Below are 23508 nucleotides of genomic sequence, written 5' to 3' on the forward strand. Positions count from 1 at the left end.
TTTACCCACCTACCCGCCTTCAGATCTGACAGTTCAAAAATCACTTGGCCGGCAATGCGATCCGGCTGAATATGATGCTCGCACCGCTGGCTTGTTCTCCAGGCCAACGCCCCGAACGGGTCCAGCGACATGGCTTTTGAAACGTTGCTCCCGCCCTGCTCATGTCAGCGCCATCTTCCGGAGACCTTTATGACCCTGTCTGCTGAAGCCGTCGAAATCCTGAAATCCGTCAGCACCGCGACGCTCACCACGATCCTCTTGAAAAAGGGCCTGCGCAATGTCTGGATCCGCGGGGCGATGCCGCTCGATCGCGCCAGGCCGCGGATTGTCGGACCAGCCTTCACCCTTCGCTTCGTGCCCGCGCGCGAAGACCTGGCAACGCCCGCCTCCTGGGGCTCTCCCATTTCAACGCGGGCGGCCATTGAGGAGATGCCGGAAGGATGTGTTGCGGTCATTGATGCAATGGGCGTCCGCGATGCCGGTGTCTTCGGCGATATCCTGTGTGCCCGCATGCGCAAGCGCAATGTTGCCGGCATGGTGACCGACGGCACGGTGCGCGATCTCAGCGGCGTCCTGGCGTCGGATCTTCCGGTCTGGTGCAGCGGCGTGTCCGCCCCGCCTTCGGTGGCTGGTCTAACATTCGTCGGCTGGCAGGAAACCATTGGCTGCGGCGGTGTTGCCGTTCTTCCGGGCGATATCATCGTGGCCGACGGCGATGGCGCGGTCGTGATCCCGGCAGCCACTCTCGATGAGGTTCTGAAGGAAGCGCCGGAGCAGGAGCGGATGGAAGCCTGGATTGTCGAACAGGTCGACGCCGGTGCGCGCCTCCCGGGGCTCTACCCGATGAACGAGGAAACTCGGGCGCGCTACGAAGCCGAACGCTGAAGGGTGCCGGTGATCTGCATTCGTTAAAGGAAGCTGACGACGATGCCGCCTGCCTTCCGAGCATCCTCCGGCCAGACCATTCTGATAACCGGTGCTCGGGCACCTGTTGCCCTGCATCACGCCCGGCTGTTTCATGCGGCCGGATGGCGCGTTGTTCTGGCCGACATGCCCGCTCGGCCACTTTCCAGTTCAAGCCGTGCCTGCGCCTGCTATCAGCGCCTGCCATCGCCGAGGTTCCATCCGGAAGAATTCGCCGATGCGCTCGACGATTTGCTTGAGCGCGAAAAGCCGTCGCTGATCATCCCGACCTGCGAGGAGATCTTCTATCTGGCCGCTCTTCGGGAGAGGCGCGGGCTTGCGGTGGATCTGTTCGCACCGGGTTTCGACCTGCTTCAGGCTGCCCACAACAAGCATGACTTCATCAGGCTGTGTGAGAGGTTCGGCATCGCCGTGCCGGAAACAAGGCTGCTGACGTCCCAGGAGGATCTCACTGACCTGCGTGCGGAAGCGAGAAACCTAGTGTTCAAACCGGTCTGGTCCCGCTTCGCCGGTCAGGTTCTCGTTTCGCCCACCGCTGGAAAGTTGCAACAGGTGGTGCCGAGCGCCGCCATGCCATGGGTTGCCCAGGAGCGGGTGCCGGGAGAGGAAATCAGCGCCTTTGCTGTGGCACGCGGCGGTAAGGTGCTGGCAGTATCGATCTACCGCTCGCTTTACCGGGCGGGAGCAGGGGCCGGGGTTTGCTTTGAACCGGTCAGGGACACAGCAGCACGGGACTTTGTCGAAACATTCGCCCGCAACAGCGGCTGGACCGGTCAGGTCTCCTTTGACCTGATGCGTCTTGAAGATGGCTCGGTGCGACCGCTGGAATGCAATCCGCGCGCGACCAGCGGACTTCACTTTTTCAAGGACGCGGACAGCTTCGTTCGCGCGCTTGTGAAAGGTGGCGAGGAAGTCTTGCCGGACGTGGCACGTATTCAGGCCGTGCGTCTTGCCATGTGGGTCTATGGCTTGCCCGCAGCGCTCCGCTCACGGAACATCCGGCACTTCCGCAAGGTGCTCGGCGCGGCAGAGGAGATCCTTGGAACCTCAGTCGATCCCGCGCCCGGCCGTGCACAAATACCCGCCTTGCTGGAAATCGCGGCGGTTGCCCTTCGCAATCGCATCAGTCTTCAGAGCGCTAGCACAAGGGATATCGAGTGGAACGGGCCGGATCAAAGTTCGATATAGGCGGTTCTGGGGGACTGCGCAGCGCCCGGTAGCTCGCCTTGTTCAATTGCCTCGATGTCCCGGCGCAAAAAGTCGAGCGGCCCGATCAGGGGCCTTGCGTCCGGAAACCGCGCTGCGTTTTCAAGCGAGGATGTCAGCACGCGGCGATCCTGTTCCAGAGCGATGCGGAACATGGGCTGGAACACCCAGGACTTGATCCGGTCGAGGACGCTCTTGTGCGGACCGATCAGGCAACCGATGCCTTCAACACGTCCATCGGCCGCCTGCCGCAGATGAAAGGTGGTTGCCAACGCGAGGCCGTTTTCGCCCCAGTATTCCAGCTCGGCGATACCGGGAAACCGATAGCGCCCGACTGTCCGCATCCGTCCGGCTTCCAGCAGCTTGCTGATCAGACCGTGCTGCCGGTCTTCTCCCGTATAGACGGCCTCGACCCAGCCCGGTCCGCCGGTGATATCGACCCGAACCCGGTGGCGCTTGCTGCTGAGGCCGCGCAGCAGGCCCTTGTGGGTGAAGTGGGTGTGGGTCGCATCGAGGATGTTTTCAGCGGTATCGATCAATGTCGACCTAGTGCTGCTGCGCACCAGTCGCACCAGCACCTTTCTGCCTTCGATCGGGTGCAGGTAAGGTTCGCCGGCCGGGTCTCCTCTGGAGAGAAAAACCACGCCGTCCTTCACGAATGTCTTGAGGCCGGGAATGCGGTATCCCGGCACGTCTCCCAGATGACCCGGAATGGTGGTGCAGCGTCCGCTGCCGTCAAACCGCCAGCCGTGATAGGGGCATTCGATCTCGCCCCCGACGACCTTTCCTTTCGACAGTTCCATCAGCCGGTGCGGGCAACGATCGGCCAGAGCCGCGATGCCGGTCCCGCTGTTGAACAGCACCACCGGTTCGCCGCCGAACTCAAGCCGCAACGGCTGCCGACTGACATCTTTCACAAGCGCGGCGGCCTGCCAGATATCCTTTGATGAAGTCATAGGTCGAAGGCCTCCAGAAGGGGGATGCCGATGCGCGACAGAAGCGTTTCAAGGCTCCTCACCGCCAATTGTTTGCGCCGAGAAAGGTGGCCGGTGTAGACGGCGTTGAATTCGATTTCCGGCTCTGCGCCCCGCAGATGTTTGAAGAGGCCTGCGCCCGCACTCATGTTGAAAAAGAGAGTGTGCCGTTCGGCGATCTCCTGGCCCGCTGCCATCACCAGCCGATAGAGCCCATCCTTCAGCGGCATGCGGGTATCGTATCCGACCAGCGGCTGCGTCAACGTGCGGCCGTTTGCAAAGAAACCGGCGACCGCTGCCAACTGGCCGCCCGCGTCGCGATACCCAAGCAGTTGGAACAGGCCCCGTTGGTGACATTCGCGGATGTAGGTTGCCGTGTACTGCGGATTGAGCGGGGTGTACTTGTCGAGATAGAGCATCTTGTAGAGCTCTGCGGCGCGGGCAAAATCCTGCCCGCTGAAACTGTCGTTTTCCGCGAGCCGATAAGACGTACGCTGCATCAGCTTCGCGTCATAACGGCGGTTTTGCGTCTGCTTGTCTGGCGTCTTGTCGCCCGAATAGAGATAGATCCGCCGGGCGGCCAGAAGCCTGAACCCCGCCTGCCTGAGGGCATTCATCGTTGTTCGGTCGGCCCGGCCATTGAGCGACCGGATGACGATGGCATGCTCGGGATGGCGCTGCGATAGGGTGCTGGCAATCTCGCGGGCTGCGGCCGGGTCGATCTCCGGCACGGGATTGGTCGACAGCAGCCAGTTGTTCACCTGCACCTGCCGGTCAAGCCCACTGGCCGCGATCAGCGGCGCATAGGCCCGGATCAGCGGTCGCACCAGGCGGTAGGTCAGCGGCGACTTCAGGAAGTTGCGCGTTTCCTCGATGGCATAGTCGATATAGGCGGCGCTGGGTGAGCAGATGTAACACGTCGGTGGGTGGCTCGATTCGTTGATCGTCACCGGAAAACAGCGCCCGGCAATCTCCAGCAAACTGACGCGTGTTGTGAGGTTGGCGACAAGATCCGGCATTGCAAAATCGTTGCACAAGCGCACGAAGGCGCGGACGGTCTCCGGGTCATTGCGCACACCTTCGCGGTCTGAAGTGGCCCGAATGGCAGGATCCTGTGCGGTCGTCATGGCCGGACCTGCCGCTTCAGCCGGCATTCCACCCGCCGCAGCTTGCGGGAGCTTTCCAGAGGCAAACGTTCCCGGCGAAGGGAAATTTCTGGTGTCAGCCCCTGTGTGCTCAGGGTCTTGCCGAGTGCCATGCGCGCCGCTTCAGCACTTGTATCCGGCAGATCGGGTGGCAGCAGCAGGGTCACCGATCCATCGTCTTCCTGCACAAGGCGAAAATCGGAAATCACGCGGGAAGCGTCCAGAACCGCATTGCGCAGGATGTCGGGTGTGACAGGCACGTCCACTCCCGCCGCGTTGGCGAAGACAAAGATATCGTCCATCCGCCCGACCACGTCATCGAGGGCCTGAAGCGGCGAACCGCAGGTGCAGGGTTCCGAAGACAGACGCAAGAGGTCGTTCATCCGGTATCTGGCCATGATCTGGAAATCGCGGCGAAAGCCTGTCACCAGCGGGGTGACAAGACCGTTGGCAATCGGCTCGAACTCGAAAAAATTGGCATCCTCGGCAAGGTGCAGACGGCCATGGGCGCATGTGACGGCAAAAAGGCCTTCGGTTGCCATGTATATCTGTCCGAGTGTGAGGCCGAACCTCTGCTCGATGGCGACCCGATCGACAGGGTCGAGCGTTTCCGCCCCGGCATAGAGCTTGCGGGGCGAAAGGCGGTTCGATGTTTCCGCCAGATGCCGCAACACCCTGGGTGGTGCGACGATGGTCGTCGGGCCGAAGGTTTCCAGATCGTCCTGCCAGGCGGCAATGCCTTGGCGCAGATCGAAGAACCGCAACTGCAATTGCCGCAGTTTGGTCGGGCTTTCGTAAAGCGATGAGGACTGCGGCAGAAGGATAGCAACCCGTTCCGGGTGCCACAGAAAGCCGGGTAGCGTTTTGGCCAGAATGGTGCCGAGCCAGCGGAACCGCTCCGCCGCGGTAATGGCATAAAGACCCCTGTTACCGCTGGTGCCCGTGCTGGCGCCGATGTTTATCCCGTTGATCTGGCCGCCCGTCTCCAAGGCCTGCCATCCGGCCTCTGTGGTGATCCGGGCCCTGTTGAAGGCCTCGAACCGGCTCATCACGATGGCTTTGTCGATGATAGGGAGTTGGTCGAGGCGAGGTGGCGCATCGCGGTAGAAATCGACCTTGGGAAGTGACTGGCGCAGCCAGGCATCCAGCCGTCGTTTCTGCCAGTCTTCGAAAGCCTGTCGGGATCGGCCCCGGCGGCTGGTCCAGAGCGTTTCGGCAAAGGCAACGCCTGTCTGAAAACGCCCGCTCATTTCGGAGGCCCCGGCAGGTCGTAAGGGCTGACGGACGGATCGTGGCACAACAGAACATCACCGCCTTGCTCGCGAAACGCGGCGACCCGGCGGGTGCTGGAGGCGAGCGCCCTTCGATCCGAAGAAACAAGTGCGGCGGGCAGCCCGGGTGCCTTGCCGGGCTCAAGAGCCGCCGCACACCATTGGGCATCGACCGCATAAAGCAGCGGCATAGGCAGCTCGGCAAAGCAGATGCCGAAGTGGCCCTCGGCATGGCCTGGCAGGTCGACGGCAAGCAGGGTGCCGTCGCCAAAAAGATCGGCTCCCTGACCAAGCCCATGGGGGGCTGCCCTGACCGACAGCCTGTCGATATCGACGGTCCGAGTGGCAAGGTCGTGCGGCAGCAGCTCATCAAAGATACCGTGGCGCAGGTTCGCGAACCTGGAGCGTGCCTGGATACGCGCGAGCGTTGCTGCTTTCGCATAGACCCTCGCTTCTGGAAAAAGATGGAGCGCGGCAACGTGGTCGGCGTGAAAATGGGTCAGCACGATGGCTGTCACATCCGCTGGACGCGCGCCCAGCCGATCAAGCACACGGGCCGGCTGATGCTCTTCGACCAGCTTTGGCCGCAGCAGATTGGCATAAAGCCGAAGCGGCAGGCTGCGTCCCGGTCCTTCGGTAACCCTGGGGCCGTAACCCGTATCGATCAGCACCAGTCCGGCTGCCGGGTGCTGATAAACGCCATAGCGTACCTTGAGGTGAAGCAGGTTCCACCCACCGCCTCGGACCACCAACCGTTCCGGCGCGGAGACGAACGCGCTGTTTGCAAACACCGGGGTCAACGGGCTTTCCCTTCGCCGAGTGTTATTGCAAGGCCGGTTTCGAAGTCGATCTGCGGGCGCCAGCCGAGCAGCCGCGCCGCCTTGGAAATATCGAGACTCTGGCGGAAGGCGAACAGGCCGAGCGTGTAGGGCGTTACCGGAGGTTCGCCCACACCCGGCATCATCAGGCTCGCGCGCTCCAGGAGTTTCGCGGCGAGAACTGCCGGGGCAAGCGGGCGTTTCCGCCAGCGCACGGGAACCCCCTTGGCAGCACAGACACGGTCGACAATGAAACGCACGGGCAAGGGCTCGCCGCCGGATATGTTGAATGTCTCTCCTTCGCACGCGGGAGGGGCTGCAAAGGCGGCGTCGACGGCTGAGAGCAGATCATCGACATGGGTCAGGTCAATGGAGGCGGCTCCCTCCCGGAAAAGTGGCAGGGGGCGCTTGCGGGCCGCCGTCAGCAACCGGGGCAGGAGGGTCGTGTCACCAGCACCATAAAGGCCGCGTGGGCGCAGGTTGATGGGGCCAAGGTCGGCGCGTGCAAGCACCAGCCGCTCAGCGTCCGCTTTGGTTGCCGCATACGCATTGATGGGCGGCGGCAGCGGGTCGTCTTCCTGAAGGTTTTCCTTGTCCTTCATCTCGAAACAGACGGTGGGGGAGGAAATGTTGACGAAGCGGCGCACGCCAAGCGCACCGGCAAGACGAAGCAGGTGTTTTGTCCCGCTGACATTTGCCGCCTGAAAGGCGCTGCGCGGTCCCCAGGGCGCAGAGAGTGCTGCGCAGTGAACGATGGCGCTGACCGGGCCAAAGGGCGCGAACCGCTGTGGGTCGCAGGGTTGGGACAGATCCATGCGAACGACGTCGAAGCCCTCGGCCTCAAGCTGCTGACAGGGCACTTCGTTGCGGCCAAGTGCGATGGGATTGGAGCCTTTGGCGTGCAAATGACGGATCAGCGCGCCGCCCAGAAATCCCGTTGCTCCGGTGACCAGCAGACGGCCCATGGTCAAATCTCCAGCGCCATGCCGCCAAAGGTGACGCCGGCCGATGTCCCGAGCAACAGAACACGCATGCCGGGCTCGATCCTGCCCTGACGCCAGGCAATATCGAGTGCGGTTGGCAGCGACGCTGCAATCTGGTTGCCGTGTGTGTTGCCGATGTCGACCACCTTGTCGCGGTCCATCCCGGTTTCCCGGATCATGTGCTCCAGCGCGAGCGGGCTCGCCTGATGCGGGACGACAAGGTCGATATCCCGCCGGTCCCATCCGGCTTTCAACAGCAGTTCGTCAACAAACTGCGGAAAGTGCTTGTGCGTGACCCGGAAGAGCTCCTTGCCGTCCATGTGAAACACCGCGTGACGGGCGAAGGCTTCGAGGTCCTTGTGAAAATCGAACCGAGTGCCGCCGGCTCCGATCTCGCACGCCGCATAGGCGGAAGGGTAGGTCCGCAGCAGCGAGGCTGCAATGCCGGAACCGGTTTCATCTGCTGTTGTCAGAACGGCTGCCGCGGCGCCGTCACCGAACAGGGCGGCAACTTCGGGCTGGTCTTCCCACGGCAAGGCCCGCGAGGCGATGTCCGCGGCAAACACCAGTACTGACGAAGCTTGCCCCAGGGCAAGCTTGCTGGCGGCAAGCTCAACAGCGCTCAGAAACGAAAGGCAGGTGGCGTTGACGTCGTAGGCTGCTGCCGTGCCATCGGCAAAACCCAGTCTCTGCATCACCAGCGGCGCGGTTGCCGGCAGCGTCTGATAGGGAATACCGCACGCGCCGAGGATGAGATCGATGTCCTTCGGCGTTTGGCCCGCTTTTTCCATCGCGGCTTTGCAGGCCGAAACCGCCAGATCTATCTGGCTTTCCTCTGCTGCGACGAACCTGCTTGAAACGCCTGACAAATTTTTTATTCGCCCGGCAGGGAACCCAAGCCGGCGGTCAAGCGTTACGGAAGTGATGGACTGTGCTGGCAAGGCATGCCCAGTGCCGGCAATTCTGATGGGAAGAATGGATGCGGCCTCCGTTAGCGAACCGGTCCGGACCGGCTTCAGACAAGGAACTAAGTCACGGGCGGAAGACACGCAAGACGGATGGGAGACTGGGTAGGCTGGTAATACCCATGATCTGCGGACGCTGCACTACTTTGCGCCGCTGCCAACCGCCGGCATCGCCTATGGCGGGTCTTCTGATCACTGCCTGGGCTTCATCGTATCGGCGCTTCTGACAAGGAGCATGTGCCTATTGTGCCACCTGGGCTTGTCCAACTGCAGACTTCCCCTTCTTTTAACGTAAAGTATTCAATGAAATCCGATTTTATTCTAAAAGAATTATTTGAGATACGTCTCAGTAGAGAAAAATATAAGATCACCACATTTTTACAGTCTTGCGAAAAGACAATATGTTACACAGCAATGCTGCTGTGCACAATATGTGGGAAGCCGTTCTAACTTAAACATTTTTTTATTCTGAATTTGTCCGAAGGGGTGGTCGAGCAGGGGTGGTTCGTGTTTTGTTATGTAAATGTCGCAAATGAGCGCCTTGGATACGAAAAAATCTCGGATGCTGTATTTGTGAAGTTGGCAAGAAACTGCTCAAGAAAGATCGAAAGGGGAGACACATGACAAAGTCTAAAGACGCCGAGATGCTTGAGAGGCTTGAATCAGCGGCCCGCACGGGAGGAATCAGCAAACGTGATTTTCTTCGTTATTCCGTGTTGGCCGGACTGACAGCAAGCACCGCGACGGGCCTCTGGTCCACCAAGGCGAAAGCGCAGCCCAAGCAGGGCGGGACGTTTCGCTGGGGGATCCATGATGGCAACACCTCAGACTCCCACGATCCGGGCACCTACCTGACCCGTGTAATGATTTTCCTCGCCCATACCCACCGCAGCTACCTGACCATGATCATGGGCGACGGTTCGCTGGGGCCGGATCTGGCCGACAGCTGGGAAGCCAGCGCTGATGCGTCCGAGTGGACCTTCAAACTCACCGAAAACGCCACGTTCCATAGCGGCAAGAAGCTGACGGCTGATGATGTTATCGCCTCGCTGAACCACCACCGTGGCGACAAGACCACATCCGCTGCCAAGGCGCTGCTGACGGATGTCACCGACATCACCAAGGATGGTGATTACACCGTTATCGTGAAGCTTTCCGGCGGCAACGCCGACTTCCCGTGGTTGATGACCGACTATCACCTGGCAATCTGCCCGGCCAATGACGACGGCACGATTGATTGGCAGTCCGGCGATGGGACGGGGCCCTACAAGATCGACAACGGCGAATTCGGTGTCCAGTTCAGCCTCAGCCGGCATGACGGCTGGCACCGCGAAGGTGCCTACTTCGACAAGGTTGACCTGATCACGTTGAACGACCCGAATGCCCGTCAGACGGCGCTCGTCACCGGCGATGTGGACGCGGTCTCGCTGATCGAGCTGAAGACCATGGGTCTGCTGCAGCGCAATCCGAACATCAAGATCCACAACATCCCGTCCGCGGGTGCGATCACGATGCCGATGTTCTGCGACACCGCGCCGTTTGACAATCCGGACGTGCGCAACGCCCTGAAGCTGTCGATCAACCGCGACGATATCATCGAGAAGATCACTTTCGGTGCGGCGACCAAGGGAAATGACTTCCACCATTCTCCGGCCCAGCCTTACTGGCCGGACGATATCCCGCAGCGCGACTACGATCCGGATCAGGCCAAGTCCCTGCTCAAGAAAGCGGGTGCGGAAGGGCTTACGGTCAGCCTCAGCACAGCGGACAGTGTCTATGCGGGCGCAGTCGACATGGCGGTTCTTTTTGCCGAGCACGCCAAGGCAGCGGGTATAAACATCAACGTCGTGCGTGAGCCGAACGATGGCTACTACTCGGACGTCTGGTTGAAGAAGCCCTTCTGCCTGGTGTCCTGGGGCGCGCGTCCGACACCCGATGTCATGTACACGCTGGCCTACAAGGACGACGCGGCCTGGAACGAGTCCCATTGGAAGAACCCGCGCTTCAACGAGCTTCTTCTGCAGGCCAAGGCCGAGCTGGACGACACCCGGCGTGCGGAAATGTATCGCGAGATGGCCATGCTTGCGCGTGATGACGGCGGGACGATCATTCCGTTCTTCAACAACTTCGTCTACGCTAACAGCACGAAGGTGGGTACGCCGGAAAAACTGGCTGCCAGCTGGGAAAACGACGGCGCCCGCGCTGCCAGCCGCTGGTGGTTCGAGTCCTGATTGAAGGCTCGGGCGGCGGCTCATGCCGCTGCCTGCAATCTGGCCCTGCCCCGGTCTCGGGACAGGGCCGTCCTGGACGGACAGGACTCCTGCCAAAGCAAATCAAAAAAAGCTGACAGGAAACCTGCCCGATGTGTGTCCGGTGGCGCCATGAGCCGTGCCGGGCTTTCCAATTTTGGAGGGACATATGGGGGACATCCTAAAGCTGGTCCTAAAGAGACTTGGCTTAGGTGCGATCACATTGCTTGTGGTCTCTATCCTGATCTTTTTTGCAGTCGAACTGCTGCCCGGCGACATCGCCCAGGCCGTTCTCGGACAGGGGGCAACGCCTGAAACAGTCGCCGCCCTGAGAGAGAAACTCGGCCTCGACCAACCGGCCGTCTTTCGATACGTCCATTGGCTCGGCGGTGCTCTCACCGGCGATTTCGGTGTCTCGCTCGTCTCCGGCGAACGGGTCAGCGCGGCCATTAGCGGCCGGTTCGTCAACACGCTGTTCCTGGCAACCTATGCCGCTGTCATCGCGGTGCCGGTTTCCATTGTTCTCGGCGTGATCGTCGCTTTGTTGCGCAACACCCTGTTCGACAGGGTTGCCAACGTTCTCACGCTGACATCGATTTCCTCGCCGGAATTCTTTCTCGGCTACATTCTCATCCTCTATCTGGCGGTCAAGACCAACTACTTCCCCGCCATTGCCAGCCTCAGCGCGGACATGAGCTTTGGAGATCTGTTGCATCGAACGTTCCTGCCCGCGCTGACCCTGGTGCTGGTGGTAACGGCACATATGATGCGAATGACGCGGGCCGCGATCATCAACCTTCTGGCTTCGCCCTATATCGAGATGGCGCGGCTGAAAGGGGTGCCGCCCTGGAAAGTGATCGTTAAGCACGCCCTGCCCAACGCTTGGGCGCCGATCATCAACGTGGTTGCGCTCAATCTCGCCTATCTCATCACCGGTGTGGTCCTGGTGGAAGTTGTCTTCGTCTATCCGGGCGTTGGCCAGCTTCTGGTGGACGCAGTCGCCAAACGCGATTTCCCGATCGTGCAGGCCTGTTGTCTGATCTTCGCCGCAACCTTCATCCTGCTGAACCTGGCAGCCGATGTGGGCGCGATCCTGACCAATCCGCGTTTGCGGCATCCGAAATGAGGGCAGCGACATGAGCACATTCGTTATCGGCTACTATGCGCTGCTGATCGGGGCTTCCTGCCTGGCAGCCTATTTCAACAAGCGCAATATCTTCATTCTTGTCTTCTCCCTGACGATGATTTCCTTCATCACCGGGATCATCGGTGGTACTCCGGCCTTGCGGTTCATCACCACGGCCGCAGGCGCTCTGGCGCTCGCAGCCGGGACATCCTATGCGTTCCGTGAATTCCTGATCATCATCACCCCCGAAGGTGTCGCCAAGGAATTGCGCACAGCGCCTCTCACGGCCTCCTTCGGAATGTTCGTGATCTTCACCTACGCTCTTGCCGGGATCTTTGCCCCTGTGATCGCCCCCTTCGGGGAAGCGGAAGTGATTTCGTCGGCCTTTGCGCCGCCGGATGAAACCATGCTTCTGGGGGCTGACCAGCTCGGACGCGACATGTTCAGCCGCATCATCTATGGGGCGCGCAACTCTGTCGGTCTCGCGCTGCTGGCAACCTTGCTGGCCTTCTTCATGGGCGCATTTGCCGGTCTGCTCGCTGCCACCAAAGGCGGTTGGTTCGATCAGTTCATCGGCCGTCTTGCCGACGTCATCATGTCTGTGCCGTCACTGATTTTCGCTCTGCTGATGCTCAGTATCTTCGGCACCAACCTGGTGGTGATCGTGATCGTGGTCGCGGTGATTTATTCTCCACGCGTCTTCCGCCTCACCCGGGCGGTTGCCGGCAACGTGGTGGTCATGGATTACATCGAAGCGGCCAAGCTGCGCGGTGAAGGCACCTGGTACCTGATCCGGCGGGAAATCCTGCCGAACTCGACAGCGCCTCTGATCGCCGAATTCGGTCTGGAATTCTGCTTCGTGTTCCTGCTCATCGCCGGCCTGTCGTTCCTGGGCCTCGGCATTCAGCCGCCGACCGCTGACTGGGGCTCGATGGTGCGTGAAAACGCGACGCTGATCTCATTTGGCGAAATGACACCGCTGATCCCGGCAGCAGCCATCGCGCTTCTGACAGTCGCGGTGAATTTTGTCGTCGACTGGATGCTGTTCCGGTCTTCCGGTCTGAAGGAGGTTTGAGAATGGTGCCGAGAAAAGACGTTCTGCTTCGGGTCTCCGATCTCCGGATCGAGGGTTATTCCGACGAGAAATGGGTCGAGATCGTCCATGGCGTCGATCTCACCCTTCACAAGGGCGAGGTGCTGGGGCTGATCGGCGAGTCCGGCGCCGGTAAGTCGACCATCGGTCTGGCCGCCATGGGCTTTGCCCGCGATGGCTGCCGGATTTCCGGCGGCTCCATCGAGTTCGACGGCATGGAACTGACAACGACGCCGGAAAGCGATCTCCGGGCACTGCGCGGATCGCGCATTGCCTATGTCGCCCAGTCGGCGGCCGCCTCGTTCAATCCGGCACACCGGATCATCGACCAGCACACGGAAGCGCCGATCCAGTACCGCATCCAGAAGCGGGTCGAGGCGCAGGAAGACGCCATGCAGCTTTATGAGCGGCTGCGTCTTCCCAACCCGGGTGAAATCGGCTTCCGCTACCCGCACCAGGTCTCCGGTGGCCAGTTGCAGCGCGCCATGACCGCGATGGCCATGGCCTGCCGGCCGGATCTGATCATCTTCGATGAGCCCACAACCGCCCTCGACGTGACAACACAGATCGAGGTTCTGGCAGCGATCCGGGACATTGTCGACCAGTTCAACACCGCGGCAATCTACATCACCCACGATCTGGCGGTCGTGGCGCAGATGGCCGACACCATCAAGGTGCTGCTGAAAGGCGAGGAGGTCGAGGAAGCGCCGACCGAACAGATGCTCGATTCGCCCAAGGAGGACTACACCAAGAGCCTTTGGGCGGTTCGCAGCTTTCAGCGGCCGCAGAAGCAGCGGCCGTCGGAGCCTGACACGCTCCCGATCGTCTCTGTTCAGGGCATCGACGCTGCCTATGGCAAGACCAAGGTTCTGGACGATGTCTCCTTCGACATCTATCCGGGCATGACGGTTGCCGTCGTTGGTGAATCGGGTTCCGGCAAGTCGACGACGGCGCGCTGTATCACCGGTCTGTTGCCACCGACGAAGGGGCAGATCCTGTTCAAGGGTGAACCGCTGCCGCCGCGCTATCAGGACCGCAGCAAGGATCAGCTCCGCCAGGCGCAGATGATCTATCAGATGGCCGACACCGCTTTGAACCCGAAGATCCGGATCAGCGAGATCATCGGCCGGCCGGCCCAGTTCTATGGCGGGCTGCGCGGTGCCAAGCTGAAAAACCGTGTCGATGAATTGCTCGACCTGATCGAGCTGGAGCCCTCAAAGTTCTACAATCGCTATCCGCCGGAACTTTCCGGTGGCCAGAAACAGCGTGTGGGCATTGCAAGGGCGCTTGCGGCCGATCCCTCCTTCATCATCTGCGACGAGGTGACGAGCGCGCTCGACCAGCTTGTGGCGGAAGGCATTCTGAAGCTGCTCGACAGACTGCAGCAGGAGTTCAACCTGGCCTATATGTTCATCACCCACGACCTGGCAACAGTGCGCTCCATCGCGGACGAAGTGGTGGTGATGCAACGAGGCAAGGTGGTGGAGCAGGGGCCGAAGGACGAAATGTTCACGCCGCCGCACCACCCCTATACGGATCTGCTTCTGTCTTCGGTTCCCGAAATGGATCCGAATTGGCTGACGACACTTCTGGAAGAACGCGGCACCGACGCCATCGGCGAAGCGGCCGACGTCTGACCGCAAGCGGCCAATTGGCCGCAAAAACGAAATCACCCCCGGAAAATCCGGGGGTGATTGAAACGCTGCGGTGTGTTCCGTCAGGCGTGCGGGATCAGCCGACCATAAGGTAGCCGGAAAGAGCCATCGCACCCACGATAACAGCATACACACCTACCAGTGCCGGCCAGGAGCCGCTCTGTGACTTGTATTCGCGAATGAGATCGTCCCGGGTCATACCGACCTCCAGAAATGCACGCTACTTGAGCGGACTGGTGAATATTTGATCTGCCGGACAAATACGGGAAGAAAGTTAAGAATTCAATGAGTCGAAACACTAATCTGCCTCCTATTTTTGCATAACTGTTCTGCGCCCTATTCACACATGGCATAGCAGGCTGGCCGAACGCCCTGCTGCAGGCTCCTTCCGTGAGGCGGCAGCGCCAGGAAAGACACTTCAGGCCCTTGCAAGGCCGTGCCGGGAAACGGTATCCGTCACGCGCGCAGCGAAGCTGGACCGCCTGTCGGTGGACCGGCCGGTCCGGATAACCGGAGTTACCGCAATCGCTCCCAATCACCTGTCCACGTGGCCTCCACCGGCTGCGGGCAACGACGGCGACAGACTGAGATGATCGACACACCCTATTATTTGATCGACAAGGCAAAGCTGCTCCGCAACATGGAGAAGATCGCCTATGTACGCGAGAAGTCCGGCGCCAAGGCCCTGCTGGCGCTCAAGTGCTTTGCCACCTGGTGTGTGTTCGACTTCATGCGCGACTACATGGATGGCACCACCTCGTCCTCGCTGAACGAAGTCCGTCTGGGGCACGAGCGCTTCGGCAAGGAGACCCATGCCTACTCCGTGGCCTATGCCGATTACGAGATCGATGACGTGATCTCCCACGCTGACAAGATCATCTTCAACTCCATCAGCCAGCTGGAACGGTTTGCCGACAAGTCCTCCGGCATCGTGCGCGGCCTGCGTCTCAATCCGATGGTCAGCTCGTCCAGCTTCGACCTTGCCGATCCAGCCCGGCCGTTCTCCCGCCTCGGCGAATGGGATGTCGACAAGATCGAGAAGGTCATGGACCGGATCAGCGGTTTCATGATCCACAACAACTGCGAAAATGCCGATTTCGCGCTGTTCGACCGCATGCTCGGCGATATCGAGACAAAGTTCGGAGCGCTTCTGCACCGGGCGGAATGGGTCAGCCTTGGCGGTGGCATCCACTTCACGGGAGACGACTACCCGCTCGACCTTTTCGCAGACCGCCTCAAGGCTTTCGCCGAAAAATACGGCGTTCAGGTTTACCTGGAACCGGGCGAAGCCTCGATCACCCGCTCGACAACGCTGGAGACCACCGTGCTCGACACGCTGTTCAACGGCAAGAACCTCGCCATCGTCGATGCGTCCATCGAGGCACATATGCTGGACCTGCTGATCTACCGGGAAACAGCGAAAGTGACGCCGAACGAAGGTCCGCACAGCTACATGATCTGCGGCAAGTCCTGCCTTGCCGGCGACATATTCGGCGAGTTCAACTTCCCTGCCGAACTCAAGACCGGTGACCGGGTTTCCATTCAGGATGCGGCGGGTTACACGATGGTCAAGAAAAACTGGTTTAATGGCGTGAAAATGCCCGCGATTGCGGTCAAGGAAGTGGACGGAACGGTCCGCGTTGTTCGTGAGTTTTCATACCAGGACTACGAACAAAGTCTGTCTTGAGACTTGAACCCTTAACACCCCGAAGGTCCAAGGAAGGTATCTTTATCAAATGAAAAAGACTGTTCTCATCATCGGCGCCGGAGGTGTCGCTCAGGTGGTGGCGCATAAGTGCGCACAGAACAACGATGTTCTCGGCGATATTCATATTGCCTCGCGCACCAAGTCAAAATGCGACGACATCATCGCAACCGTGCATGCCAAGAAAGCCCTGAAGCAGCCGGGTGTTCTGGAAGGACATGAACTCAATGCGCTGGACGTTGCCGCCACCTGCGCCCTGATCCGCAAGACCGGCGCGCAGATCGTCATCAACGTCGGCACCGCTTTCTTGAATATGTCCGTTCTCAGCGCCTGTCTGGAGACGGGAGCCGCCTATATCGACACAGCCATTCACGAAGAGCCGGGCAAGATCTGCGAAACCCCGCCCTGGTATGCGAACTACGAATGGAAACGGACTGAGGAATGCGCCGCCAAGGGCGTTACCGCCGTTCTCGGTGCCGGTTTCGACCCGGGCGTCGTCAACGCCTATGCGCGCCTTGCCAAGGACGACTATCTCGACAAGGTGACCGACGTCGACATCGTCGACATCAATGCCGGCAGCCACCAGCGCTATTTCGCCACCAACTTTGACCCGGAGATCAACTTCCGCGAATTCACCGGAACGGTCTATTCCTGGCAGGAAGGCAAGTGGCAGGAAAACAAGATGTTCGAGATCGGCAAGGAATACGACCTGCCGGTCGTCGGCAAGCGCATGGCCTATCTGTGCGGCCATGACGAAGTGCATTCCCTTTCAAAGAACATGGACGGCGCGGACGTCCGCTTCTGGATGGGCTTCGGCGAGCATTACATCAACGTCTTCACCGTTCTGAAGAACATCGGCCTTCTGTCCGAGCAGCCGGTCATGACGGCTGAAGGGCAAGAGGTCGTGCCGCTGAAGGTGGTCAAGGCGTGTCTTCCGGACCCGTCTTCGCTGGCTCCTGAATATACCGGCAAGACCTGCATCGGCGATTTCGTCAAGGGCACCAAGGACGGCAAGGACCACGAGGTCTTCATCTACAACGTGGCAGACCACAAGGAAGCCTATGAGGAAGTGGGCAGCCAGGGCATTTCCTACACCGCCGGTGTTCCGCCCGTCGCGGCCGCCATGCTGATCGCCACCGGCGAATGGGACGTGAAGAAGATGGCCAACGTGGAAGAGCTGCCGCCGCATCCTTTCCTCGCCATTCTCAACCGCATCGGCCTGCCGACCCGCATCAAGGATGCCGACGGCGACCGGGCGCTGGAGTTCTGAACCAGCCTGTTTTGAAGACCGTTAAATTGCTCAGCCCCGGTCATCACCGGGGCTGTTTGCTTTTGGTGGCGTCTTCATGGAGCGCTGTCAGACCAGCCAGCTGGAAGCGCCAGAACATGGAAACCGCGGCGGTGATATCCGCCTCTTCCTCAAAGCGCATGAGAATGCTGGAGAGTGTCGTCAAAGTGTTGGTGAAGATCTGTTCCAGAAGCATCCGCACATGAGGCCCGTTGTCCGCCGCGCCGCTATTGGCCAATGTGCTTTCGACCATCATCGAGACCATGCGCGCGCCGAATGCTTCGTAGGCCGTTCCACCCCCGCGGCTCATCAGGATGACGGCAACATGACGATGAGCTATCCAGAAATGCAGAAGATCTGCCGCATCGCGTGAGCCTGTGTGGGTCAACGCTTGCCAGTCGGGCCGCCCCGAAAATTCGGACACCCGTCGTTCCAGGATGCCGGCATACCGCTCGGCGAGCGCCTTCGGAACGACCTGATCGAACAGGGCCGCCTTGTCCTTGGCATATTTGTAGAGATTGCTGGTGCTTGTGCCGGCGCGCGCTGCAATGTCGGAAAGGCGTGCATCCTTGAAGCCCTGTTCGGCGAAGACCTCTCCTGCGCTTTTCAGAATAGCCTCGCGCAGCTCTTCCTTGAGGACCTGAACCATCAGCCGAGCTTTCGAAACAGGCTTTGCAGGCGCGGCGCCCACGGACGGGCCTTTTCCAGTTGAAACGCCAACTGGAAAAGAAGGGCGTCCTGATCCTTCCGGGCCACGAAATGGCTTCCTATCGGAAGCCCGGAGCGCCCTTCGAACAGCGGCACCGACATCGCCGGACATCCGCTTAGCGAGGCCGGCGCCGTATAGGCCGCCGATCGTTGGAAAAGCTGTTTCAGTCGCTCAACAGGCGCGTCCGGCGCATAGGTATCCAAGGGAAATGCGGCAAACGGAACGGTCGGGCTCAGGAGCACATCGACATCGTTCAGCGGTTGAGCCGCCAAGGCCCCCAACTCGGCCAGTGTTTTCTGCGCGGCGATCATGCTGCGCGTATCAAGCGTCTCTCCTCGCTCCGCGAGCATCCGTGTATAGGGCTCGAGTGCCTCTAACGGAGGTTTGGCTCCGGTCATTTGCTCGATCTTCGCCAGGATCCCGAAAACCGACGCGGACATGAGATCGAGGACGGCTTCCACACCGGCCCCGTCAGGTTGCTGGGGCATTTCGACAGGCACGATTTCATGACCGAGCGAGGCGCAGAATGCGCTCGCCTGCTCGAAGACCTCAAGAACCTCCTTCTCGGCGTATTGTCCGAAACAATCACGGGCGTGGACACCAATTCGCAGTCTTGGGCAATTTTCGCGCAGCTCTTCATTGGAATTCAGCCTGTGTGCCTCGGTCTCGGTGACGCGCAGCCAGGCAGCGCTGTCGCGAACGCTTCGGCTGACGCAATGCTCGCTAAGGATGTTCCACGTCGGCGCTTCGGGAGGGACATCGGCCTGCACCGTTCGCCCCCTGCTTGGCTTGAACCCGAACAGACCGGTATGGGAGGAAGGACCGCGGATCGACCCACCGCCATCCGAAGCTTGCGCGACCGGCACGATGCCTGCGGCGACCGCAGCGACCGCACCGCCGGATGATCCACCGGTTGAACGGGTTGGATCCCACGGATTTCGTGTGGCACCAGTTGCCAGACTTTCGGTGGTCCCCATCAAGCCGAACTCGGATGTCGTGGACTTGCCGAAGACGACCAGGCCGGAGGCCTTGAGTGCATTGATGTAAGGCGAGGCCGTCTGCGCCACGTAGCCCTGAAACAAGCGTGATCCATATCCGCAAGGCAGGCCGGGATATGCACTCAGATCCTTCACGAGCGTAGGTACCCCGGCAAAAACACCACTCCGGTCGCACTGCTGCGCTTGCTCTTGAGCGAGCTGAAAGTCGACGGATGCCAGCGCATTCACCAACGGGTTGACCCGTTCCACCCTGCGCCTGACAGCTTCAAGCAATTCCCTCGGCTCCACCTCACCTGAACGGACCAGTTCAGCCTGGCCGGTGGCATCAAGATCAATATCGAGAGACGCATCTGACATCGGAGCTATCCAATCTTAAAAGAGAATCGTAAATTCTCTTTTAAGATAACGTCACCGCCTCGTCAAATCGAAGACGAACGACCGAAGAAAAACACTCGATCAAGGAAAGGGAGGAGGAAACCTGGCCGATCAGCGTTTCGAGTTCTGATCTGGCAAACATCAACGCGGAGCAAAGAACACCACAGACAATCGACACCCCGTTCAGCACAAGGTTGAACCCATGTCTCCGGCACTAACCGCTATCTACGTATCTGGGTCGGACAATGAGGAAAATGGCGCACCCGACAGGATTCGAACCTGTGACCTCTGCCTTTGGAGGATTGTGTAAACCCATAAGATATTGAATTTATGCGATTTCTCGATTTTCTTTGTTCTCGAAATTTTCCGATTTTTCCCGGATTTCTCTTTCCCTGGATTTGGTTCCGCGAGCATTTCGCGAACGTCCTAATCGCTGCGCCATGTCACGAATATGGTCCGTATTGAAATGGGAATAGACCTTCTCCAGGGTCTGGAAGCTCATCGCCATGTACTCTGAGACGTCGGAGATTTTCTCGCCCGCCTGAACCAGAAGACTCACACGGGTATGGCGAAGGGTGTGCGGGGTGACCTGCTTCAAGCCTGCTTTTTTGGCGGCTTGCCGAAAGCCTTTGTCGATGCTTTTGACGCGTCTGGCCGGATCATGTTTTTGATGAAAGACGAAGTTGGTCTTGCCGCCATAAAGGTCGAACCTGCGTTTCAGATGCCGCGATAGCTCCGGTGGCATCGGGATATGAGACCGAGGTTTGCCACCTTCGGAATCATCTTCCTCATCGAACTCCGCCCCGTCCTTATTGAAATTCAGCATCCCCGCCTCAAAATCAATTTGCGACCATTCCAGCTCCATGATCGCGTTCTTACGGGCTCCCGTGTAGTAGGCGATCATCAGAAACAGCCGCAAAGTGAATTTGCTCCGGTACTCATCGCCAGCGGCCCAAAACAGGCGGACATATTCGGATTGTGTCAGCCATCGTTTCCTGGGTTTGCTGTCCTTTGGCAGTTCAGGAAAGCGAAACTCCTGCAAGCGGTTCATTCGAATTGAATGATTGACTGCAGATCTCAGGTCCGTGAGCTCGCGACGGCAGGTCGACCGCTTGCGAGAACTCGACCTCCAATACTGCTCGACCGTCTCCGGGTTGATCTGATCAACGGTTTTATCCTGCCAGAAGGTCAGGAGATTGGATAACGAGTAGCTCAAGCGTTCTGCCGCTTTCTTTCCCATTTTGAAGTTTGCGTAGTCGTCCAACGTTTGAGCAATCTTCATTTTGTGCGGCGGAACGGGGCGCCCTGTTCGTTGGGTACGCCTATCCCTCAGGAAGTCTTCGAGCTTTTCCTCAGCTTCGTCACGGTTCGAAGTACCTGTTGAACACTCACGTCTTTTTCCAGTCTCGGGATCGTGGAAGACAATGAAGTAGAATGGCCGGTTCTTGCGCTTTTTGAGTTTTGGTGGGTCTGCGGGTCTTGGCATGGCTCAATCGTGTTTCGTTCAATCAACTCTTCAATTGCTCCTTCTGGAAGGAACAGGCTCCCATCGATCCTCACGTGCCGGATCTTGCCCTGGCTGATCCAGGCACGGATGCGTTTCTCGGTGAAGATTGTGCGTTCAGCGGCTTGTTTCGGGGTTTCTAGATTCATTTCAGCCTTTCCCTTGAACGGAATAGGTGGGCGTGGCACCATACAGCGAATATGGGTCAATAAAGGCGAAAATAGACATAATTCGGTCTATATGCAAGGCGAAAAATGGATTTACACAACCGGCTACGGGAGTTCCGCGTTCGCGTTGGAAAGAGCCAGCTCCAATTTGCCAAAGAGCTTGGGGTCTCGGGCACTGCATATAAAAACTACGAAAGAGGGGCCACGCCGATCCCGAGCACTGTGGTTTTGGCGCTATGTCATGACTTTGACGTTTCCCCAGCGTGGCTGTTTTTGGGAGACGGAGACCCCACGCGAGAAGCTGCAACACAAATCGTCAAATCGGCAGTCTTGGCTGCTCGCACCTTTGCGGAAGAATGCGGACTAGATTTGACCGCAGATCAAGAGGTGCAGCTAATTTGTAAGATGTTCGATCAGTTTTATTTCCATGAACTGAAGCAGAAAAAATTGGAACAAAAAGAAAGTTTCGCAGGCAATGGCTGACTTGTCGGGTGAAGATTCGATTTATTACGAAGCAATGTTGGCACTACATCGCAAGAAAATTGCCGAAATGTGTGCCATGCATGGGGTTCCATTTGAAAATGGCCAAGTTTCCTTTCCACGAGAAGACATGGAAATGATCCGAGCACATATTTCGATGAGCCATTTCGAGCGGTTTTGGAAGAGAAACGCCTTAAAGGTTAAACTTCTTATCGTTTTAGGTTTTATTTGTTCCTTGTTGATGTTGATGGGTCGCGTATTCAACGTAATCGAAATTTCAATCTATGGAACTGTGAGTAATGCGATCGTTCTTATATTGTCACTGATCATGTTGTATTTTCTGGAGTCACTAGAACAGCATTTCGGACTGTGGAAACGGCCTGCGGTTACTGGGCCAGATGGCTTGTCGAATAAAAAGTGGATGTTCGTTCCCGCTGATATCGGCCGCTTTGTTAAAGCACGCCATGATGCTCCCGGACCAAGATCCTGACCAGCCGCTGTTTTCAGCAATTTAATTAGTGGTGGAACTTAATTAACGAAATTGGCATTTCCTTAATTAACGAACTCCGTTATTTAAATCGCCGCACTTAACGCTTTGGAGGCTCTTACGTGCCCGAAATCCGCGAACTGGACGGACGCTTGGGAAAGTTTGTCGAGACGTCGGTAGCCGGTGAACGCGTGCGTTCCTTTGTGCCCCCGCCGCTGCCGCCGAAGCCTCCCATTGACCTCTCAAACCTTCTGACACGCCTGAGCGCGGCAGAGCGGGCACTGGGGCGGTTGGACGGGGTTTCGGTCCTTCTGCCGAACAAGGAACTCTTTCTCTACATGTACGTCCGCAAGGAAGCGGTTCTGTCTTCGCAGATCGAAGGAACGCAATCGACGCTGTCCGATCTCTTGCGGTTTGAAACGGAAGCAGTCGCCGGCGCGCCGCTCGATGACATTCGGGAAGTTTCCAACTACGTCGATGCAATGATGTACGGCCTTGACCGGATGGCCACGTTACCGATTTCCCTTCGCCTTATTCGCGAGATGCATGGAAGGCTGCTCGACAGTGGTCGAGGCGCCACACAAAACCCTGGTGAATTTCGCAGCTCGCAAAACTGGATCGGCGGAACGCGCCCAGGCAACGCAATGTTCGTTCCCCCACCTCCAAATGAGGTGATGAGCTGCCTTGGAGATTGGGAGCGTTTTCTGCACTCCGACGCTCAGAACATCCCCCCGCTCATCAAGGCGGGATTGCTCCATGTGCAATTCGAGACGATCCATCCGTTCCTGGATGGCAACGGCAGACTGGGCCGTTTGTTGATCACGCTGTTCCTTTGCGCCGAGGGTGTTCTGCGACAACCGCTTCTCTATCTCTCGCTTTATCTGAAGACCAATCGTACCGACTATTACCGCCTATTGCAGGAAGTGCGCGAGCACGGCGCTTGGGAAGCCTGGCTCGAATTCTTCCTGGATGGTGTCGCGGAAACCGCCAACCAGGCGTTTGAAACCGCAAACCGGATCGCTTCCCTACTAGCAGAGGACCGCGAGCGGATTGTTGCGGAAGCGGACCGGACCGGTTCGGTTCTCCAAGTCCACGACCTAATGCGTACGCGCCCATTCCTAACAGCAGCCGCTGCAGTTGAACAAAGTGGGCTCACAATGCCAACGGTCAATGCAGCCCTGGCGCAGTTGCAATCACTTGGGTTGGTTGATGAGGTAACAGGCCGGAAACGTGGCCGCGTATTCGCCTATCGAGCCTATTTGAATATCTTGAGCGAAGGGGCGGCACTGTAACAAGCTTGGCAAGATGAGTTCGTTTCCATTGTCTTGAGAAACAACTGCTCTTGCGGCCGTTTTACGCCCCCATTTCTGCCGTTTGAACTTCTGG

General features: G+C 58.9%; 22 protein-coding genes. 11 read left to right on the forward strand and 11 right to left on the reverse strand.

The annotated features are described in order from the left end of the window. Positions 1–189: 189 nt before the first annotated feature. Both FMN63_RS00950 and FMN63_RS00955 read left to right on the forward strand, forming a co-directional pair. Complete coding sequence (locus tag FMN63_RS00950; protein WP_148582076.1) at positions 190–885, forward strand: ribonuclease activity regulator RraA; 696 nt, start codon at positions 190–192, stop codon at positions 883–885. 42 nt (positions 886–927) lie between these two features. Then, entirely contained in the window at positions 928–2112 is a 1185-nt protein-coding gene (locus tag FMN63_RS00955; RefSeq protein WP_148582077.1) for an ATP-grasp domain-containing protein, read from the forward strand. Here FMN63_RS00955 and FMN63_RS00960 read toward each other — a convergent pair. The 6 genes from FMN63_RS00960 to FMN63_RS00985 are packed head-to-tail and all read right to left on the reverse strand — an operon-like array spanning position 2097 to position 8190. Next, on the reverse strand, positions 2097–3086 hold the full coding sequence (locus FMN63_RS00960) for a Rieske 2Fe-2S domain-containing protein (protein ID WP_148582078.1): 990 nt from the start codon (positions 3084–3086) through the stop codon (positions 2097–2099). The two genes, FMN63_RS00955 and FMN63_RS00960, sit on opposite strands and share 16 nt — an antisense overlap. After that, positions 3083–4231, reverse strand: a complete 1149-nt coding sequence (locus tag FMN63_RS00965; RefSeq protein WP_148582079.1) for a GNAT family N-acetyltransferase — start codon at positions 4229–4231, stop codon at positions 3083–3085. Before FMN63_RS00965 ends, FMN63_RS00960 begins: the two co-directional genes overlap by 4 nt. Then, positions 4228–5499, reverse strand: a complete 1272-nt coding sequence (locus FMN63_RS00970) for a CoF synthetase (protein ID WP_148582080.1) — start codon at positions 5497–5499, stop codon at positions 4228–4230. Before FMN63_RS00970 ends, FMN63_RS00965 begins: the two co-directional genes overlap by 4 nt. After that, positions 5496–6311, reverse strand: a complete 816-nt coding sequence (locus FMN63_RS00975; protein ID WP_286192525.1) for an MBL fold metallo-hydrolase — start codon at positions 6309–6311, stop codon at positions 5496–5498. Before FMN63_RS00975 ends, FMN63_RS00970 begins: the two co-directional genes overlap by 4 nt. Positions 6312–6316: 5 nt before the next feature. Continuing rightward, positions 6317–7303, reverse strand: coding sequence for an NAD-dependent epimerase/dehydratase family protein (locus FMN63_RS00980; RefSeq protein ID WP_148582082.1), 987 nt, complete (start codon positions 7301–7303; stop codon positions 6317–6319). 2 nt (positions 7304–7305) lie between these two features. After that, on the reverse strand, positions 7306–8190 hold the full coding sequence (locus tag FMN63_RS00985) for a 3-oxoacyl-ACP synthase III family protein (protein WP_286192509.1): 885 nt from the start codon (positions 8188–8190) through the stop codon (positions 7306–7308). 716 nt (positions 8191–8906) lie between these two features. Between FMN63_RS00985 and FMN63_RS00990 the strand changes: the two genes are divergently transcribed. The 4 genes from FMN63_RS00990 to FMN63_RS01005 all read left to right on the forward strand — a co-directional run bounded on the left by FMN63_RS00990 (position 8907) and on the right by FMN63_RS01005 (position 14391). Next, complete coding sequence (locus FMN63_RS00990) at positions 8907–10517, forward strand: ABC transporter substrate-binding protein (protein WP_148582083.1); 1611 nt, start codon at positions 8907–8909, stop codon at positions 10515–10517. A gap of 187 nt (positions 10518–10704) precedes the next feature. Next, positions 10705–11661 (forward strand): ABC transporter permease, encoded by a 957-nt coding sequence (locus tag FMN63_RS00995; protein WP_148582084.1) that lies wholly within the window; start codon positions 10705–10707, stop codon positions 11659–11661. Between the two features lie 10 nt (positions 11662–11671). Further along, the gene (locus FMN63_RS01000; RefSeq protein ID WP_148582085.1) at positions 11672–12736 is read left to right on the forward strand and encodes an ABC transporter permease; all 1065 of its coding nucleotides are present in this window, start codon (positions 11672–11674) and stop codon (positions 12734–12736) included. 2 nt (positions 12737–12738) lie between these two features. Then, the gene (locus FMN63_RS01005) at positions 12739–14391 is read left to right on the forward strand and encodes an ABC transporter ATP-binding protein (protein ID WP_148582086.1); all 1653 of its coding nucleotides are present in this window, start codon (positions 12739–12741) and stop codon (positions 14389–14391) included. Between the two features lie 94 nt (positions 14392–14485). Here the strand turns inward: FMN63_RS01005 and FMN63_RS29780 are convergent, their stop codons facing one another. Beyond that, positions 14486–14608: a hypothetical protein gene (locus FMN63_RS29780; protein WP_286192510.1), complete on the reverse strand. Its 123-nt coding sequence runs from the start codon at positions 14606–14608 to the stop codon at positions 14486–14488. 390 nt (positions 14609–14998) lie between these two features. Between FMN63_RS29780 and nspC the strand changes: the two genes are divergently transcribed. Further along, positions 14999–16096: a carboxynorspermidine decarboxylase gene (nspC, locus tag FMN63_RS01010; protein ID WP_148582087.1), complete on the forward strand. Its 1098-nt coding sequence runs from the start codon at positions 14999–15001 to the stop codon at positions 16094–16096. Between the two features lie 49 nt (positions 16097–16145). Next, positions 16146–17384 (forward strand): saccharopine dehydrogenase family protein, encoded by a 1239-nt coding sequence (locus tag FMN63_RS01015; RefSeq protein ID WP_148582088.1) that lies wholly within the window; start codon positions 16146–16148, stop codon positions 17382–17384. Between the two features lie 43 nt (positions 17385–17427). Here FMN63_RS01015 and FMN63_RS01020 read toward each other — a convergent pair whose 3' ends face one another. The 4 genes from FMN63_RS01020 to FMN63_RS01035 all read right to left on the reverse strand — a co-directional run bounded on the left by FMN63_RS01020 (position 17428) and on the right by FMN63_RS01035 (position 21137). After that, positions 17428–18051 (reverse strand): TetR/AcrR family transcriptional regulator, encoded by a 624-nt coding sequence (locus FMN63_RS01020; RefSeq protein ID WP_148582089.1) that lies wholly within the window; start codon positions 18049–18051, stop codon positions 17428–17430. After that, positions 18051–19466 (reverse strand): amidase, encoded by a 1416-nt coding sequence (locus FMN63_RS01025; RefSeq protein WP_148582090.1) that lies wholly within the window; start codon positions 19464–19466, stop codon positions 18051–18053. Before FMN63_RS01025 ends, FMN63_RS01020 begins: the two co-directional genes overlap by 1 nt. Positions 19467–19812: 346 nt before the next feature. Continuing rightward, positions 19813–20748, reverse strand: coding sequence for a tyrosine-type recombinase/integrase (locus tag FMN63_RS01030; protein WP_162529956.1), 936 nt, complete (start codon positions 20746–20748; stop codon positions 19813–19815). Between the two features lie 65 nt (positions 20749–20813). Then, positions 20814–21137, reverse strand: coding sequence for a helix-turn-helix domain-containing protein (locus FMN63_RS01035; protein ID WP_148582092.1), 324 nt, complete (start codon positions 21135–21137; stop codon positions 20814–20816). Positions 21138–21242: 105 nt separating this feature from the next. Here FMN63_RS01035 and FMN63_RS01040 point away from each other — a divergent pair, with 105 nt between their 5' ends. From FMN63_RS01040 to FMN63_RS01050, 3 genes are all read left to right on the forward strand, one after another. Further along, positions 21243–21638: a helix-turn-helix domain-containing protein gene (locus FMN63_RS01040; RefSeq protein WP_148582093.1), complete on the forward strand. Its 396-nt coding sequence runs from the start codon at positions 21243–21245 to the stop codon at positions 21636–21638. Continuing rightward, positions 21631–22125: a hypothetical protein gene (locus FMN63_RS01045; RefSeq protein WP_148582094.1), complete on the forward strand. Its 495-nt coding sequence runs from the start codon at positions 21631–21633 to the stop codon at positions 22123–22125. Before FMN63_RS01040 ends, FMN63_RS01045 begins: the two co-directional genes overlap by 8 nt. A gap of 119 nt (positions 22126–22244) precedes the next feature. Further along, positions 22245–23414, forward strand: a complete 1170-nt coding sequence (locus FMN63_RS01050; RefSeq protein ID WP_148582095.1) for a Fic family protein — start codon at positions 22245–22247, stop codon at positions 23412–23414. Positions 23415–23508: the final 94 nt, after the last annotated feature.

The organism is Stappia sp. BW2 (assembly GCF_008107695.1).
In the GTDB taxonomy this organism is placed as follows: Bacteria; Pseudomonadota; Alphaproteobacteria; order Rhizobiales; family Stappiaceae; genus Roseibium.